Below are 14,237 nucleotides of genomic sequence, written 5' to 3'. Positions count from 1 at the left end.
ACTTGATCAGCTCGGCGGTGCCGCGCGCCGTGAACATCAGCGGCGCCTGGTTGAGATACAGCGGCCGGTAGAGCTCGGTCATCACCTTGCGGGCGCGCTCGTCCGTGGTGCCGACGACGATGCGGTCGGGATGCTTGAAGTCGCGGATCGCCGCGCCCTCGCGCAGGAACTCGGGGTTCGACACCACGGCGAACTGCGCGTCCGGCCGGGTCTCGCGGATGATCCGCTCGACCTCGTCGCCGGTGCCGACCGGCACGGTCGACTTGGTCACCACCACGGTGAACCCGTCGAGCGCCGCCGCGATCTCGCGGGCGCAGGCGTAGACATAGGAGAGGTCGGCGTGGCCGTCGCCGCGCCGCGAGGGAGTGCCGACCGCGATGAACACGGCGTCGGCGGCCGCCACCGGGCCGGCCAGCGCCGTGGTGAAGTCGAGCCGCTTCTCCCGCACGTTCGAGGCGACCAGGGCGTCGAGGCCCGGCTCGTAGATCGGGATCTCGCCCGCCTGCAGGGCCGCGATCTTGCCGGCGTCCTTGTCGACGCAGGTCACCTCGTGGCCGAAATCGGCGAAACAGGCGCCCGACACGAGCCCCACATAGCCGGTGCCGATCATTGCGACGCGCATCGACAGCCTCTCCAATGTCACTTGCGATACGGTGCCGACATAACACGAAACCGTGATGATGTTCGTCCGTCGAACAGAAGAGCGCGGCGCCAAGGTCGATTTGTGCGGAGTGGTCGCGGCTACCGTCTTCGTTTATGTTTTGTTCCCGAGACCCGGCGCCGTTTCGACCGCCCGATCCGGCGCCGCGCCCGGGCCTGCTGCGTGCTCGACACGGAATGTCCGTCGCCTTCGTCCGTCACCGGCGGATAGACGCGCTCCCGCCACGGCCCGAGCCGGGCCGCGTCACGATAGGCGTAGACCCGCAGGTGAGGCGTGCGGCCCTGAACCAGCCGGAGGATTTCGGCGACGTCGAGCACCTTCCACCGACGCGCCAAGCGTGCGACGGCGTGGTGCTCTGCGGCCAGATCCAGCTTCATCTGGCGCGCGCGTTCTGGCCTCAGAGCGAGGCGGATCCCGATATCGACCACGGTCACCTCCTCCTCGGCCCAGCACCAGCTCCCGATCACATGGGCCTCGACGATGCGATGCATGAAGCCGGGGCGGCCGTTCACGTCCGCGATTCGCGCCGTAACCTTGGCGATGACGGCCGCGGCCTGCCGGCGCGGGATCGACTGCAGCCGGCGCTCCCGGGTCAGACGTCGGCCGAGCGGCGTCAGCGCAAGACCCGGGAGCCGGCCCTTGTCGGCGCGCCACCCGGCGACGCCCGCGACATACCCCTGGGCCAGGAGGGCGTTCGCGAGATCGAAGCCGGCCCGCGGGGGAATGCGAAGCCGCAAGGTGAAGTCGATCGGGTGCCAGATCTGATCGCCGATCCGGCGCAGGAGGGACCGGATCTCGTCACTGGAGAAGCCACACAGGGGGGCCGGCGCGTCGTTCATGTCGTCGGACATAAGGCGTTCCGTGGTCCGTTCGGTTGTCTCGCTCGTCTCACCGGCTCTATCGGCATCGGGATGAAGCAATCGATCCGAGAACCCGCAGGGGCGCCCCTCCTCGCCCCGCGGCACGGGTCGCCGTGCGGCTCGATCGTGCGCTCAGGCGGCGGGCCTGAGTGGCACCGGCCGGTTCGGTGCAGCCGGTCGCCGCGGGTCCTGCGGTTCTGACGGGACGCGGTTCGGCAGGCTGCGCCGGGACGGAGCACCAGGGCGCGGCCTGGGTCCGGGCGTCGGGTCGGATCCGCTGACCTCGCCCTGCCCCGTGCCGGTGCCGCTTTCGGCGTCTCCTTCGGACAGCGGCGGATAGATGCGCCGGCTCGGCACGCCGAGCTCCTCGAAGACGTCCCACGGCGTGACATGGAGGTGGCGGGCGCCACTACGCAGCAGCTTGAGGACCTCGTTCGAGCCGAACGTCAGCATGCGCAGGAAGGTGAGACTCACCTGACCGCTCGCGCGAACCCGGTTCATGTTCTCCTCGGACAACTTCGATCCGGGCCGCCGGCGCGCGAGGCGGACGGCGAGGTCGACGTCCGAGACTTCGGCCTCCCCGCGAAAGTAGCTGCCGAAGACGTGCGCCTCCGCGATCCGGTAGACGAGCTCGTCGCGGGCATTGATGGCCTCGATCCGCACCAGCGTGTCGGCGATGATCGCATCGGCCCGGCTCCTCGCGATGGGTTTGAGGAAGCGGGCCGCACACAGGCGCTGGCCGAGATCCGTCACCACGAGGTCGCGCTCGTTCCCCTCGGCGTCCGGCTTCAGCGTGAGCAAGCCGCGCCGGATGAGGGCGTCGGCGAGCTGCTCGGCCCGCGCGAGCGGGATGTGGAAATGCGCGGCGATGTCCTCGTCGGTCCAGATGCGGCTGCTGATCCGGCGCAACAGGTCACGGATCAGGGTCATCTTGTAGCCCAGGATGGTCTCGTTCTTGTCGATGCGCATGCGGCAGCCTCCGGTGGTCCGGTTGTTGGTGGTCTTGGGGGGCGAGAGAGGGAGTGAGAGGCAGGCAGAGAGAAAGCGAGAGCGGACGCGACCCCGAGCACGCGTGAGCGCGAGCCGGGACGCCCTCCCCCGCTTCAGGCCGCCGAGGCGGGATCGGGACCCGTCTTCGACGACAGCTGCCGGCGTCTCGGTTCGGAGCGGCGCGAGGTGCTCCAGAGCGACTGCGCGACCGCGATCGGTTCGATTGCGACCGCGCTCCACCAGCGCCGTTCGTCGCCGGAGCGGTGGAGCGCCCGGTGATGGGTCCGGCAGAGCGGGACCGTGTACTCGTCCGAGACCTTGCGGCCCAGCGCACGGGGCTGAGCGAAGCGCAGGTGATGGGGGTCGGACGGCCGCCGGCCGCAGACGAGACACGGCCGCCGCGCGACGAAGCCGAGATGGGCCTTGTCGCGGCGGCGCTTCGGCGTCGCGATCGACAGCACGCTCTTGTCGATGGTGCCGGTCGGCACCGGTCCGCCCTCCTCCTCCACCCCGTCCGGGCCGGGCTTTCCGGCCGGCGCCTCCTCATCGGGCTCGGGGGCGTCGCTGGACGCCGGGAAGTCCACCCAGCCGTCCACCGCCCGTCCGGGCTCGTCGCGAAACCGGTCGACCACCCGGAACGCGGGCGCCCGCCTCGCGCCGAACCTCGGCGCAGCCTCCTCGACCGGGGCCCCTGAACCCACCGCACCACCGCGCAAAACATCCTGCGGCCGGGCCCTGCCGTGATCGGTCAGGTTGATCGTCACCCGGCCGGCTTCGGTGCGCACCACGCGGACGCCATGCCCAGACGCCTCGCTGGCATTCCACGGCAGGAGCGCGCGCAGCTCGGCCTGGGCCCGCTGGTGCGCGAGCGAGGTCGGGTGCGTGCCCCGCAGGAGCGTCGCGTACTCGGCCCAGGCGTTCGATGTCGCCATGTCGACCACCCGCATCGCCTGCAGCCGTGGCTCCGGGAGCTCGTCGTCCCACAGCCGGGGTGCCTCCCCGGTCTGCACGGCCCGCCAGAACGCCTTCTCCACGGCGCGGAGAATCGTCTGGTAGAGTGGGTCGGCCTGGACCTCGACCAGCACCCACTTGCCGCCTCCGGTGATGATCGACAGAACCGCCGATCGGGCCTGGACGACGAGCATGTTGTGCTGGAGCTGGGCCATGTGCTTCCTGACCGCAGCCGATTCCGAGAACGACCACGGCAACATGAACTTGGCTTCGAACACCGCCCCGGTCTCCTCGACCAGCCCGTCGAGCGTCGCGGCCATCCACGGCAGCGCGACATGCGCGACGCGCCGCTGGACGTGGCCGACCCGGTATCCGGTCCTCTTCTCGTACCAGCGCCGGTTGAGCGGCTCGGTCGCGTGCCCGAGCTGGACGACGAGCTCGTTCGAGAGGTCGCGCGGCGCCACCTCGCCCCGCTTCTCCCGCCACAGGCGCGTCAGCGCACGCTCGTCCCGCCCCATGACGATCCGAGCGTCGGAGCCGCCGAGGAAGGTGCGGCGGCAGAGTTCCTGCTTTGCGAAGCTAAACTTCATTCGGGGGCCCTCTGATTGCGGTGCGCCTAAAGAACGCATCGGCTGCTTCAACATTTTTTATTGATATGGGGACGGAACGCCCAACGTCAACAGAAAATGTTGATGCGCTATTGCCCGCACAATGCCGTGCAGCAAGAGCGCTTCTCGACATCAATCAGCAGGAGCTTGCTCGCTTGGCAGACCTCGGGTTGTCCACGGTCGTCGACTTCGAACGATCGCGGCGGGTCGTGTCCAACGACGCGATCAGGTCGATGCGGGCCGCATTAGAGGGATGCGGAATAGAATTTCTGGACGAGAACGGCGGGGGTCCCGGCCTTCGATTGAGGCAAGGCCCTCACGAAAAGGAAAAGTGATTAGATACCAGAACCTAGCGAGAGAAATTATTCCAAAATTCAACGCTACTTCTTTGAACACGTCATCTGCGCCAAATGCCCACTCGGATAGATGATGAAGAGTTGCCCTGTGTAATGAAAGTACTCGCCGACCAGATCTCCCGCCTCGAACTTGAGCTGAATGGTGTTGTTGCTGACGACCCGGGCGTCGGTCGTCTTGCCGCCGGCGTCCACGGACACGTTGCCGGACTTGACCGTCACCTGGATGGTCTGGGGGGTCTTGGCCAAGGCCGTCGGCTCGATCATCGCGCCCGTGCACGACAGGCGCTGGCCCTCCTGGGCGCCGGCGGCCACCACAAGCGAGATCACGATCGCGGAGGCGGTGATGTACAACCGAACCATTCTCGAACTCCCCGAGGCAGACCTGCTGAGAAACAAACCGTTATGATCGATGGTGATCACTAGCCGTCTAACGATGCATTTTAATTCGAGAAGCCGGTTCGGCAACCGCATCGAAGCGATGTCACGACCGGTCGGCCCGGGCCACCTCATGCCGATCGAAGCTGATCGGCCGTCAGATGCGTCTTCACGGTCCTGTTCAACAGATCCAACAAGACGACGACTCTGTCCTTCTCGTTCATCGCGATGACTTTCGCAGCCAGGCCGTCGAATGCACCACCGGCGATCTTGACGTTCTGGCCGATCACATAGGGCTGCGTCGGCTTGACGATCGCCCCGTCCACCTCGCGAGCTCTGAGACTGGCGATAAAGCGGCCGTCCATACGGCTGGGCACCTCGCCGTTCCGGACGATCGTGCGGATGCCCAGTGTCGACAGGATGGGCCGCCAGCGCTCTCGCAGCGGATCGAGCGCTACGAACAGGTAGCCTGGGAACAAGGGCCGCCGCACCTCCGTCGTCTTGCGGGCATGGCGGACCTGAGCCCGAATGACCGGGCAATAGGTGGTGTAGGACTGATTCAGAAGATTTTCTGCGGCGATCCGCTCTTTATGAGGATGAGTGTTAACAACGATCCAGGTCGAACATTCGTAGTGAGTTGAAGATTCTGCGAACACATTCGACGTTCTATCGAGCATCGCGCCGTAGACCCGATTGATCCTCACACCAATGCGTTATTAACACAACCTTCGCCAGACACAATCGGTCATAAGACTGATATTTCGCTTCCCGCACCATTCACGTTAATAAGCGGCACTCCGAAGCTACTCATAACGCTACATGATGGATGAGACGGGAAAATTATACCTCCGACCGGCACACGCTTCCAAGACACGGCAATCCCAGCACATGCGCACGACGGCAGGCGCGTCATCGTGCCCCCGGTGCGAAAGTTCGCGATCGCGCTCCATCTCGAGCCCGGCCTCTGCCCGGGCCCCGCCGGCCGATTGTCTTGGTGCGCGCAGACCTCCGGCTTCGGGCGCATTAACATAACAATATCGTATAGATCGCAATATCCTGCCGAATTGCTATTTTGCCGCCGATCGTAATCGGTGTGGCTCAACAATGGCTCGTCCAAAAATCGTCCCCCTGCTGCTCGCCGGCGGATCCGGCACGCGGCTCTGGCCGGTGTCGCGCGACGCGATGCCCAAGCAATTCCTGCCGCTGGTCGGTGAGCGCTCGACCTATCAGCAGGCGCTGGCGCGGGTCTCCAATCCGGACCTGTTCGCGCCGCCGATCGTCATGACGGCGAACGACTTCCGCTTCTTCGCCAAGACCCAGGCGGAGTCGCTCGGGATCGACGCGATGGTCGTGCTGGAGCCGCTGCGGCGCGACTCGGGACCGGCCATCGCGGCCGGCGCGGCGCTCGCCCGCAGCCGCGATCCTGGTGCCGTGGTGCTGGCGATCGCGGCCGATCACGTGATTCTCGATCAGGACGTGTTCGAGGCGACCTGCGCGGCCGGGCTCGAGGCCGCCGTCGCGGGGAACATCGTCACCTTCGGCATCCTGCCCGCGTCGCCGAAGACCAGCTACGGCTACATCCGCCGCGGCGAGAGCCTCGGCATCGCGGGCGTCGCCAAGGTCGCCGCCTTCGTCGAGAAGCCGGACGTCGCCACGGCCGCCCGCTACGTCGCCGACGGCTATCTGTGGAACTCGGGCAACTTCCTGTTCGGCGCCGAGACGCTGCTGTCCGAGCTCGCCCGCTTCGAGCCCGAGATGGCGCGCGCCGTCGTCGCCGCGGTCGACGAGGCCTCGCTCGATCTCGGCTTCGTGCGGCTCGATGCCGAGGCGTTCGCAGCCGCGCCGCAGAAGTCGATCGACTACGCCGTGATGGAGCGCACCGACCGCACCGCCGTGATCGAGGGCCGCTTCCGCTGGTCCGACATCGGCTCGTGGGACGCCGTGTTCGACATCGCCGAGCGCGACGCCGCCGGCAACGTGGTGTCGGGGCCGGCCGCGACCTTCGAGACGCAGGACTGCGTGATCCATGCCGAGGACCGGCTGACCGTGGCGCTCGGCGTCAAGGACCTCGTCATCGTCACCACGCCGGACGCCGTGCTGGTGCTGCCGCGCTCGCGCGCCGAGGACGTGAAAGGCGCGGTCGCGGCGCTGAAGCAGCAGGGCCGCGGCGAGGCGACGGCGCACCGGCTGTGCCATCGCCCGTGGGGTCATTACGACTCGCTCGACCGCGGCGAACGTTATCAGGTGAAGCGCATCGTCGTGTCGCCGGGCGCCCAGCTCTCGCTGCAGCGGCACTATCACCGGGCCGAGCACTGGGTGGTCGTTCGCGGCGCCGCCGAGGTGACGACCGGCGACACGCGCAGGATCGTGCACGAGAACGAGTCGATCTATATCCCGATCGGCACGGTCCACCGCCTCGCCAACCCGGGCAAGATCCCGCTCGAGCTGATCGAGGTGCAGACCGGCAGCTATCTGGGCGAGGACGACATTGTCCGGCTCGAGGACGATTATAAACGAACGGCCGAATCGACGAGGTGAGCGGAATTCAATCCCGCGCCCAAGCATGTCGGGCGAGCGGCGAGACGTCGCCGCAGACCTCCGGAGTGCATTGACATCGCAGTCAGTCGTTCTTAGCTGGATTCCGGAGCCAGGACATGCCGACCGTCGATATTCTCGAAGCCAAGTCGAGCTTGTCTCGTCTTATCGAGGCGGTGGAGGCCGGAGCAGAAACGGAAATCATCATTGCGCGGAACGGTCGCCCGGTCGCGCGTCTCGTGCCTCCATCAATCGTCGCACGGCCTCCAGGCCGTCGACGCAGGCGGCGATCTGGCGACCGGCCCAGTGCCTGACCGCGGCACCGAGCCAGCGCTCGGGCGACCGCAGATCGAGCTTGGCGCGCGTCCTGCCGTCATGGCAGCGTCGCCGATCGAGGGGCCGCTCCGCCGCGAACTCGGCCGCCGACTACGGCCTCGACCTCCAAAGCGCAGCAGGGGCCTCCGACACCGGCGGCACCGACCTGTCCGCGTCGGAGCTGATCAAGGCGCTGGTCCGCTCCGCCACGTGATCCCCCCCGGGGAGACGAGCCTGCCGCCTGCGCCGCCGATCCGGCCGATCCGACCGTTCCGCCCCTTGCAAAGACACAGGGATGCGATACAAATATGACTATCGGTGGTCATATATAGGTACAGTGCGATGAAGGAACTCCAACTCAAGGACGCGAAGGCGACGCTCTCTGCCGTAGTCGATCGGGCCGTTGCCGGCGAGCCGACCGTCATCACCCGCCACGGCCGCAAGGAAGCCGTTCTCGTCTCCTTCGAGGAGTGGGAGCGGGTTTCCAAGGTGCCGAGCTTCGCCGATCTGCTGCTTGCCTTCCCCGGCGAGCCGGGCGACATCCCGGAGCGGTCGCGCAAGCCCGCGCGCACCCTGCGTGAGACCGGTCTCTGACCTTGTATCTGCTCGACACCAACATCGTTTCTGCCGATGCTCCAGCCAAGCGCCAGGTCGGCCCCGAGGCCTTCGCGACCTGGGTGCGTGAACATGACGACCTGCTCTACATCTCGACCGTCACCATCGCCGAGATCGAGGCTGGCATTGCCCGCGCCGATCGGATCGGCGCCAGCACCAAGGCCGAGCGCCTGCGTCGCTGGCTCGCGGCTGTCGAGCATTTCTACGCCGGACGCATCCTGCCATTCGATGTGGATGCTGCTCGCCACGCCGGCGCCATTTTCGACCGAGCGCGCGCGCATGATCCCGGTTTCCAGGACATCGCCATCGCCGCCACGGCCGCCGCGCGCGGATTCACGGTGCTCACGGCGAATGAGCGGCACTTCACATCGCTCGGCGTGCCGCTTGCCAATCCACTGAAGCAGTTGCCTTCGGCCCGCGCCTGACAGGCGAGCTGCCGCGACAGGTGGGTATGTGGCGCGTCGCCTGCTTGCTGCGCTCGGTCGGCACCAACCCGCCCGAACCGGGGGCAGGTCCCGCGTTATAGGCAGGTGTGAACGGCTGTCAGGATCCGTCAAAGGAAGCCGCGCGCCATAGACCCGTGGAGCGCAGAGCAGAAGCGACTCAGGATCGGCGCATCGGGCGAACTCTTGTGCACGGTTTGTTCACATCACCGGCCGGGACCGAAAGACATGGAAGCGGTAGGACACAGGATATGATCGCGTCCTTGCGGCCGTCATCGGCCGCCGCGCGATAACGCGGATCATCGCACGCGCGATAACGGCAAGGGCTGTCGGCGGGTTTACGGGTGATCAGCCGGGATTTGCCGGGAACAGGCGGGATCTGCCGGGAACCGGGAACGGCGGCTGGGATCCAGGGCGGCAGGGCGGCTTTAACGGGCGCCTGCCAGCCCCCCTCCCCGGGCGCTCGCCGCCGCAGAGAGAGTTCGCCTGTGCGAAAGGCGGCCGCGCGAACTATCTCAGTCCAGCGCCAAGACCGCGCGCGGCACGCGTGACGAACGGGCCGGAGCAAGCGTCTCCGCAGCCATCGGCGCCAGCGAGAAGATGGGGCTCGCGCCCGGCGAAACGCTCCTGCAGGCGCCCTTAATCGGCATCACCTGGCACCCGGCCGGGATCGGACTTTCGGGCTGTGGAACTGGCCAGCCGGATGCCGGGCCGATCGGCCGGGGTGCCGATGAACTCGATGCCGGCGGATTCGAGAGCGGCCTTTACATCCATGAGAGTCGACGTACGGCTCTGCGGAACGTCATCAACGGTCTCCAGGCGTTGAATCGTCGGGAGACTTACACCCGAACGCTGCGACAGCTCACGAGCTGTGATGTTCAGGGCAGCCCGAGCTGCGCGGATCTGGAGACCAGTGAGCATTCGCTTGACACTTCAATTGATGCTTCCTATATCATTTTTGATGCACGGAAGCTCAGAACGTCAATTATGCCACAGAGCAGCGCCGAACCGCACGCCACTCGATCCAAAAACGGTCGGAACTGGGAAGAGGCGTTGCGTCGCCTCGATGGCGCCTACTCGGAAAACACGCTCCGCAGCTATCGGGCCGACTTCCGGCTGTTCGACAAGTGGTGCAGCAAGCAGGGCCTTTGCCCCCTGCCCGCCTCGCCGGAGACGGTCGCCGCGTTTCTGGCGGCCGACGCGGCTTCGGCCTCCGCCAGCACACTCCGCCGACGCTTGGCCTCGATCCGAAAAGTTCATCGTTTGTTCCATCTACGCGATCCCGCCGAAGACGAGGATGTTCTGATCGCCATGCGGCGCGCGCTGCGAACGAAGCCGCGCCGCCCGGCTCAGGCGCTCGGGCTCACGGCCGTCCTCCGCGACCGCCTGATCGCCGCCTGCCCCAAAAACCTCGCCGGCCTGCGGGACCGCGCCGTCATCGCGGTCGGCTACGACACGCTCTGCCGCCGTTCGGAGCTCGTCGCGCTCCGCGTTGAGGACCTGAGCCCCCTCCCCGACGGCGGCATGCTCGCCCTCATCCGCCGCGCCAAGAACGACCCGTTCGGCGACGGCCGCGAAGGCTACATCTCCGCCGCAGCGGCCGGGATGCTCCGAAAATGGCTGGCGGCCGCCGAGATCACCGAGGGCGATCTGTTCCGCCGCATCGTCGCCGGAGTCGTCGGGCCATTGTCACTACATCCCCACTCGATCGGCCGCATCCTTAAGCAGCGCGCCCGGGCTGCCGGCCTCTCGGAGGTTGAGCAGGCAAGAATATCGGGTCACTCCATGCGGGTCGGCGCCGCCCAGGACATGATGACCGCCGGCCTCGGCATCCTGCCGATCATGCGGTCCGGCGGCTGGAAATCAGTCAACGTCGTCGCCCGCTACGTCCAGAGCGCAGAACTCCTCAAGACAGCAACGCTTCGGAAATGACCTTCTTGATGCCGCGCTTACTCGGCTGAACTTCATCCTTGGCATCTTCGACGATCTGCTTGAGGTAGACGCCGTAGTTGGTCTTCTCGTATCGCTTGGCGAGGCGCAGGACAGCATCTGCATCGATGAAGCCTTGCAAATAAGCCACCTCCTCCAGACAGCCGACCAGAAGACCCTGGCGGGCCTGGATTGAGCGGACGAACTCGGACGCTTCCAGGAGTGCGTCGTGCGTGCCGGTGTCGAGCCAAGCATAGCCGCGGCCGAGCTTCACCACCTCGAGCGCACCCATCTCCAGATAACAGCGGTTGACGTCGGTGATCTCCAGCTCGCCGCGCGCCGACGGCTTGAGGTCGGCCGCGATGTCGAGCACGCGATTGTCGTAGAAGTACAGGCCGGTGACGGCCCAGGGCGACCTGAAGGTATTCGGCTTCTCGATCAGCTCAACGGGCTTACCGGCAGGATCGAACACGACGACGCCGTATTGGCTGGGCTCGCGCACGTTATATCCGAACACGGTCGCGCCGGCGTCGGACTCCGCGGCCCGCGCCAGCTCGGCCGAGAGGCCGTGGCCGTAGAAGATGTTGTCGCCGAGGATCAGGCATACCTTGTCGGTGCCGACGAAGTCGCGTCCCAGCACGAAGGCGTGAGCGAGCCCGATCGGCTTGTCCTGCACGACGTAGTCGATTCGGATGCCCCAGGTCGCGCCGTCGCCGAGCAGCTGCCGGTAGAAGCCGAGATGCTCCGGGGTCGAGATCAGGAGGATCTCGCGGATGCCCGCCAGCATCAGCACCGACAGTGGATAGTAGATCATCGGCTTGTCGTAGACGGGCAGAAGCTGCTTGTTGACGGCAAGCGTCGCCGGATAGAGCCGCGTGCCGCTGCCGCCGGCAAGAATAATGCCCTTCATGTCAAATCGTCCTTTCGAGAATTCGGTCGAGCGTTGAGGCCAAGGCAGTACGCCAATCGGGCTGCGAAATGTGATAACGAGCAATCGTCGCGTCGCAATCGAGCCGCGAGTCGGCCGGGCGCCGCGCCGGTGTCGGATACTCGGCCGTGGTGATCGCGAGCACGTCGGGTCGTCGCGCGAGCCGCGACCCCGCCAGATCGAAGATGGCGCGGGCGAAACCGCACCAGGTGGTCTCGCCTGCATTCGTGAAGTGGAACGTGCCGCCGTGGTCGCCCGGATCGTTCACGAGCCGGACCGCGATCGCGAGGCTGGCAGCCGCGAGATCCGCCGAGGCGGTCGGCGTGCCGCGCTGGTCGTCGACGACGCGCAGCACGTCGCGCTCGCGGCCGAGCCGCAGCATGGTCTTCATGAAGTTGCCACCGAACGGACCGTAGACCCAGGCGGTGCGCAGGATCACTGCACGCCCCGACGTGGCGCGAACGGCCTTCTCGCCCGCCTCCTTGCTGGCGCCGTAGACGCCGAGCGGCGCCACCGGGTCGGTCGGGCGATAGGGCGCGCCCTTAATGCCGTCGAACACGTAGTCGGTCGAGACATGGACGAGCGGGATGCCCTTCGCGGCGGCCGCGGCGGCGAGCCGGCCCGGCACCTCGGCATTGAGCACGAAGGCGAGATCGCGCTCGCTCTCGGCCTTGTCGACGGCCGTGTAGGCGGCAGCATTGACGATCACGTCGACGTCCTGCGCGGCGACATAGGAGTCGATCGTCTCCGGCCGTACGAGATCGAGATCGCGACGCGTCGGCGCGACGATGCTCAATCCCGGACCGGCGTGGAGGAAGATCTCGCGGCCGAGCTGGCCGGTTCCGCCGAGGAGCAGGAGCTTCATGACGGGGGCATGGTCAGCGGACTGCGGCGAGGCCACGCCGCGCTGCCGCGTCCGTGGTCTTCAGCAGCGGCTCCCACCAGGCGCGGTTGTCCAGATACCACTGCACGGTGCGGCGCAGCCCGGTCTCGAACGATTCCGCGGGCCGCCAGCCGAGCTCGGATTCGAGCTTCGAGAAGTCGATGGCGTAGCGGAAGTCGTGACCCGGCCGGTCGCGCACAAAGGTGATCAGATCACGATGCGGGCCCGCAGCGCGCGGCGACAGCTCGTCGAGCACGGCGCACAGCGTCGTCACCACGTCGATGTTCCGCCGCTCCGCGTCGCCGCCGACATTGTAGGTCTCGCCGACCCGTCCCTGCGCCAGGATCGTCGCTAGGGCACGCGCGTGGTCCTCGACGAACAGCCAGTCGCGGACGTTCTTGCCTTCGCCGTAGACCGGCATCGGCTCGCCGGCCAGGCCCTTGATCAGGTTGAGCGGGATCAGCTTCTCGGGGAACTGGCGCGGCCCGTAGTTGTTCGAGCAGTTGCTGATCACGACCGGCAGCCCGTAGGTGTGCCCCCAGGCGCTGACCAGATGATCGGACGCGGCCTTGGAGGCCGAGTAGGGCGAGCGCGGGTCGTAGGGCGTCGTCTCGGTGAACTGCCCGGTCGCCCCGAGCGCCCCGAATACCTCGTCGGTCGAGACGTGATGGAAGCGGAAGGCTCGCGCCCGCTCGGGCGACAATCCGCGCCAGTGTGCCAGCGCCGCCTGCAGAAGCGTGCAGGTGCCGACCACGTTGGTCCGGATGAAATCCATCGGGCCGTCGATCGAGCGGTCGACATGGCTCTCGGCCGCGAGATGCATCACGGCGTCCGGCTCGTGCTCGGCGAGCAGCGCCGCTATGCGGGGCGCGTCGCAGATGTCGGCCCGCACGAAGCGATAGCTCGCTCGGCCTTCGAGCCCGGCCAGCGAGGCGAGATGGCCCGCATAGGTGAGCTTGTCGACCACCAGCACGCTGGCGCCGAGATCGCTCACGAGATGATGCGCCACCGCCGAGCCGATGAAGCCCGCCCCGCCCGTGACCAGAATTTGACGGCCCTTCAGCATGACTTTCGTCCTTAAGCCATTAGCGGCGCGAATAGCGCGCCGTCATATGTGAACGGGCTCTCGAAAGAGGCGAGAGGTAGATATTTGGCGTCATTGTCGGACAGGCTGATGGCCCCGCGCTCGACCGGCTAGGGTCAGGACTCAATTGAGGCACCAGGCGACGGTGGTTAGCGGTTGCGATCTCAGCGAGTTATGGATTCTTGGGGGTATTTGCTGTACCCACCCGGCGAGGCTTCCGATTACCCACATCTCACCCCGACAATTTGCACCTGTTGAATCGTTCGTGATTCTGTCTGTGACGCCGATTCGCGGAGGCGTCACAAATGAGCGGGGACACAGGTGCCGGCGCCGCCGGCTGGCATGACGACGAAGTCGTGGCGGCGGGGCTGCCGGACAAACGCCTGGCGCGCAGGATGCGCTGCCTGCTTGAGCAGATGTCGGCCGCGCCTGGCCAGCCGATCCCGGCGGCGTGTGGCGACTGGGCGGCGACGAAAGCGGCCTATCGTTTCTTCGACAACCCGCGCGTGACCGAGCATGGGGTGCTCGCCGGTCATTTCGCCGCGACCGCCGAGCGCTGCGCCGCGAGCGAGGGCCCGATCCTCATCCTGCAAGACACCACCGAGTTCATATACAGCCGCGCACAGCCGGCAAGATCGGCTTTATCAAGACCATCAACGCCGGGCGTTACAAGGCGGGCCAGCCCAACGCGTTGACCTTGTGCG

16 protein-coding genes are annotated in these 14,237 nt (G+C 66.7%); 7 read left to right on the top strand and 9 right to left on the bottom strand.

Annotated elements, in window-relative coordinates; all coding sequences use genetic code 11:
* The 6 genes from CCR97_RS18960 to CCR97_RS18935 all read right to left on the bottom strand — a co-directional run.
* Positions 1–622 (bottom strand): nucleotide sugar dehydrogenase (locus CCR97_RS18960; protein WP_201159761.1); only part of this gene is annotated, 622 nt, incomplete at its 3' end.
* A 119-nt stretch (positions 623–741) separates the two neighbouring features.
* The gene (locus tag CCR97_RS18955; RefSeq protein ID WP_201159760.1) at positions 742–1,512 is read right to left on the bottom strand and encodes a hypothetical protein; all 771 of its coding nucleotides are present in this window, start codon (positions 1,510–1,512) and stop codon (positions 742–744) included.
* A gap of 141 nt (positions 1,513–1,653) precedes the next feature.
* Positions 1,654–2,490, bottom strand: a complete 837-nt coding sequence (locus tag CCR97_RS18950) for a nucleotidyltransferase domain-containing protein (RefSeq protein WP_201159759.1) — start codon at positions 2,488–2,490, stop codon at positions 1,654–1,656.
* Between the two features lie 134 nt (positions 2,491–2,624).
* The gene (locus CCR97_RS31810; RefSeq protein ID WP_244670554.1) at positions 2,625–4,052 is read right to left on the bottom strand and encodes a YqaJ viral recombinase family protein; all 1,428 of its coding nucleotides are present in this window, start codon (positions 4,050–4,052) and stop codon (positions 2,625–2,627) included.
* Positions 4,053–4,450: 398 nt separating this feature from the next.
* On the bottom strand, positions 4,451–4,786 hold the full coding sequence (locus CCR97_RS18940; protein WP_146618922.1) for a hypothetical protein: 336 nt from the start codon (positions 4,784–4,786) through the stop codon (positions 4,451–4,453).
* A 146-nt stretch (positions 4,787–4,932) separates the two neighbouring features.
* Complete coding sequence (locus CCR97_RS18935) at positions 4,933–5,478, bottom strand: transcriptional activator RfaH (RefSeq protein ID WP_111359970.1); 546 nt, start codon at positions 5,476–5,478, stop codon at positions 4,933–4,935.
* Positions 5,479–5,905: 427 nt separating this feature from the next.
* On the opposite strand from CCR97_RS18935, the gene CCR97_RS18930 reads away from it, so the two are divergent.
* The 6 genes from CCR97_RS18930 (at position 5,906) to CCR97_RS18900 (ending at position 10,641) form a co-directional block, all read left to right on the top strand.
* On the top strand, positions 5,906–7,339 hold the full coding sequence (locus CCR97_RS18930) for a mannose-1-phosphate guanylyltransferase/mannose-6-phosphate isomerase (RefSeq protein WP_201159758.1): 1,434 nt from the start codon (positions 5,906–5,908) through the stop codon (positions 7,337–7,339).
* Positions 7,340–7,455: 116 nt separating this feature from the next.
* Positions 7,456–7,650: a type II toxin-antitoxin system Phd/YefM family antitoxin gene (locus CCR97_RS18925; RefSeq protein ID WP_111355051.1), complete on the top strand. Its 195-nt coding sequence runs from the start codon at positions 7,456–7,458 to the stop codon at positions 7,648–7,650.
* Between the two features lie 41 nt (positions 7,651–7,691).
* Complete coding sequence (locus tag CCR97_RS18920; RefSeq protein ID WP_170145639.1) at positions 7,692–7,865, top strand: hypothetical protein; 174 nt, start codon at positions 7,692–7,694, stop codon at positions 7,863–7,865.
* A 128-nt stretch (positions 7,866–7,993) separates the two neighbouring features.
* Complete coding sequence (locus CCR97_RS18915) at positions 7,994–8,245, top strand: type II toxin-antitoxin system Phd/YefM family antitoxin (protein WP_111355052.1); 252 nt, start codon at positions 7,994–7,996, stop codon at positions 8,243–8,245.
* Between the two features lie 2 nt (positions 8,246–8,247).
* Positions 8,248–8,691: a PIN domain-containing protein gene (locus CCR97_RS18910; RefSeq protein ID WP_111355053.1), complete on the top strand. Its 444-nt coding sequence runs from the start codon at positions 8,248–8,250 to the stop codon at positions 8,689–8,691.
* Between the two features lie 618 nt (positions 8,692–9,309).
* The gene (locus tag CCR97_RS18900; RefSeq protein ID WP_338067884.1) at positions 9,310–10,641 is read left to right on the top strand and encodes a tyrosine-type recombinase/integrase; all 1,332 of its coding nucleotides are present in this window, start codon (positions 9,310–9,312) and stop codon (positions 10,639–10,641) included.
* On the opposite strand, the gene rfbA is transcribed toward CCR97_RS18900, so the two are convergent.
* From rfbA to rfbB, 3 genes are read right to left on the bottom strand one after another with little or no spacing between them, the layout of a single operon-like run.
* A complete protein-coding gene (rfbA, locus tag CCR97_RS18895; RefSeq protein WP_111355056.1) occupies positions 10,616–11,548 on the bottom strand; it encodes a glucose-1-phosphate thymidylyltransferase RfbA in 933 nt (310 codons plus the stop codon). The two genes, CCR97_RS18900 and rfbA, sit on opposite strands and share 26 nt — an antisense overlap.
* A 1-nt stretch (position 11,549) precedes the next feature.
* Entirely contained in the window at positions 11,550–12,431 is an 882-nt protein-coding gene (gene rfbD, locus CCR97_RS18890) for a dTDP-4-dehydrorhamnose reductase (protein ID WP_111355096.1), read from the bottom strand.
* Positions 12,432–12,444: 13 nt separating this feature from the next.
* Positions 12,445–13,515 carry a dTDP-glucose 4,6-dehydratase gene (gene rfbB, locus CCR97_RS18885; protein ID WP_111355057.1) on the bottom strand — a complete coding sequence of 357 codons (1,071 nt, stop codon included), beginning with the start codon at positions 13,513–13,515 and terminating at the stop codon, positions 12,445–12,447.
* A gap of 323 nt (positions 13,516–13,838) precedes the next feature.
* Between rfbB and CCR97_RS18880 the strand changes: the two genes are divergently transcribed.
* The gene (locus CCR97_RS18880; protein WP_338049107.1) at positions 13,839–14,228 is read left to right on the top strand and encodes an IS4/Tn5 family transposase DNA-binding protein; all 390 of its coding nucleotides are present in this window, start codon (positions 13,839–13,841) and stop codon (positions 14,226–14,228) included.
* The last annotated feature ends 9 nt before the right edge of the window (positions 14,229–14,237 follow it).

This window comes from Rhodoplanes elegans, from assembly GCF_016653355.1.
GTDB lineage: Bacteria > Pseudomonadota > Alphaproteobacteria > Rhizobiales > Xanthobacteraceae > Rhodoplanes > Rhodoplanes elegans.
This window is presented reverse-complemented; position numbering and strand designations above follow the sequence as displayed.

Bases quoted from the DNA above. Each gene is read 5' to 3' on its own strand.
- CCR97_RS18950 (WP_201159759.1), bottom strand. From the start codon at position 2,490: ATGCGCATCGACAAGAACGAGACCATCCTGGGCTACAAGATGACCCTG.
- CCR97_RS18915 (WP_111355052.1), top strand. From the start codon at position 7,994: ATGAAGGAACTCCAACTCAAGGACGCGAAGGCGACGCTCTCTGCCGTA.
- CCR97_RS18935 (WP_111359970.1), bottom strand. From the start codon at position 5,478: ATGCTCGATAGAACGTCGAATGTGTTCGCAGAATCTTCAACTCACTAC.
- rfbA (WP_111355056.1), bottom strand. From the start codon at position 11,548: ATGAAGGGCATTATTCTTGCCGGCGGCAGCGGCACGCGGCTCTATCCG.
- rfbD (WP_111355096.1), bottom strand. From the start codon at position 12,431: ATGAAGCTCCTGCTCCTCGGCGGAACCGGCCAGCTCGGCCGCGAGATC.
- CCR97_RS18940 (WP_146618922.1), bottom strand. From the start codon at position 4,786: ATGGTTCGGTTGTACATCACCGCCTCCGCGATCGTGATCTCGCTTGTG.
- CCR97_RS18900 (WP_338067884.1), top strand. From the start codon at position 9,310: ATGGGGCTCGCGCCCGGCGAAACGCTCCTGCAGGCGCCCTTAATCGGC.
- CCR97_RS18955 (WP_201159760.1), bottom strand. From the start codon at position 1,512: ATGTCCGACGACATGAACGACGCGCCGGCCCCCCTGTGTGGCTTCTCC.
- CCR97_RS31810 (WP_244670554.1), bottom strand. From the start codon at position 4,052: ATGAAGTTTAGCTTCGCAAAGCAGGAACTCTGCCGCCGCACCTTCCTC.
- CCR97_RS18930 (WP_201159758.1), top strand. From the start codon at position 5,906: ATGGCTCGTCCAAAAATCGTCCCCCTGCTGCTCGCCGGCGGATCCGGC.
- CCR97_RS18880 (WP_338049107.1), top strand. From the start codon at position 13,839: ATGAGCGGGGACACAGGTGCCGGCGCCGCCGGCTGGCATGACGACGAA.
- rfbB (WP_111355057.1), bottom strand. From the start codon at position 13,515: ATGCTGAAGGGCCGTCAAATTCTGGTCACGGGCGGGGCGGGCTTCATC.
- CCR97_RS18925 (WP_111355051.1), top strand. From the start codon at position 7,456: ATGCCGACCGTCGATATTCTCGAAGCCAAGTCGAGCTTGTCTCGTCTT.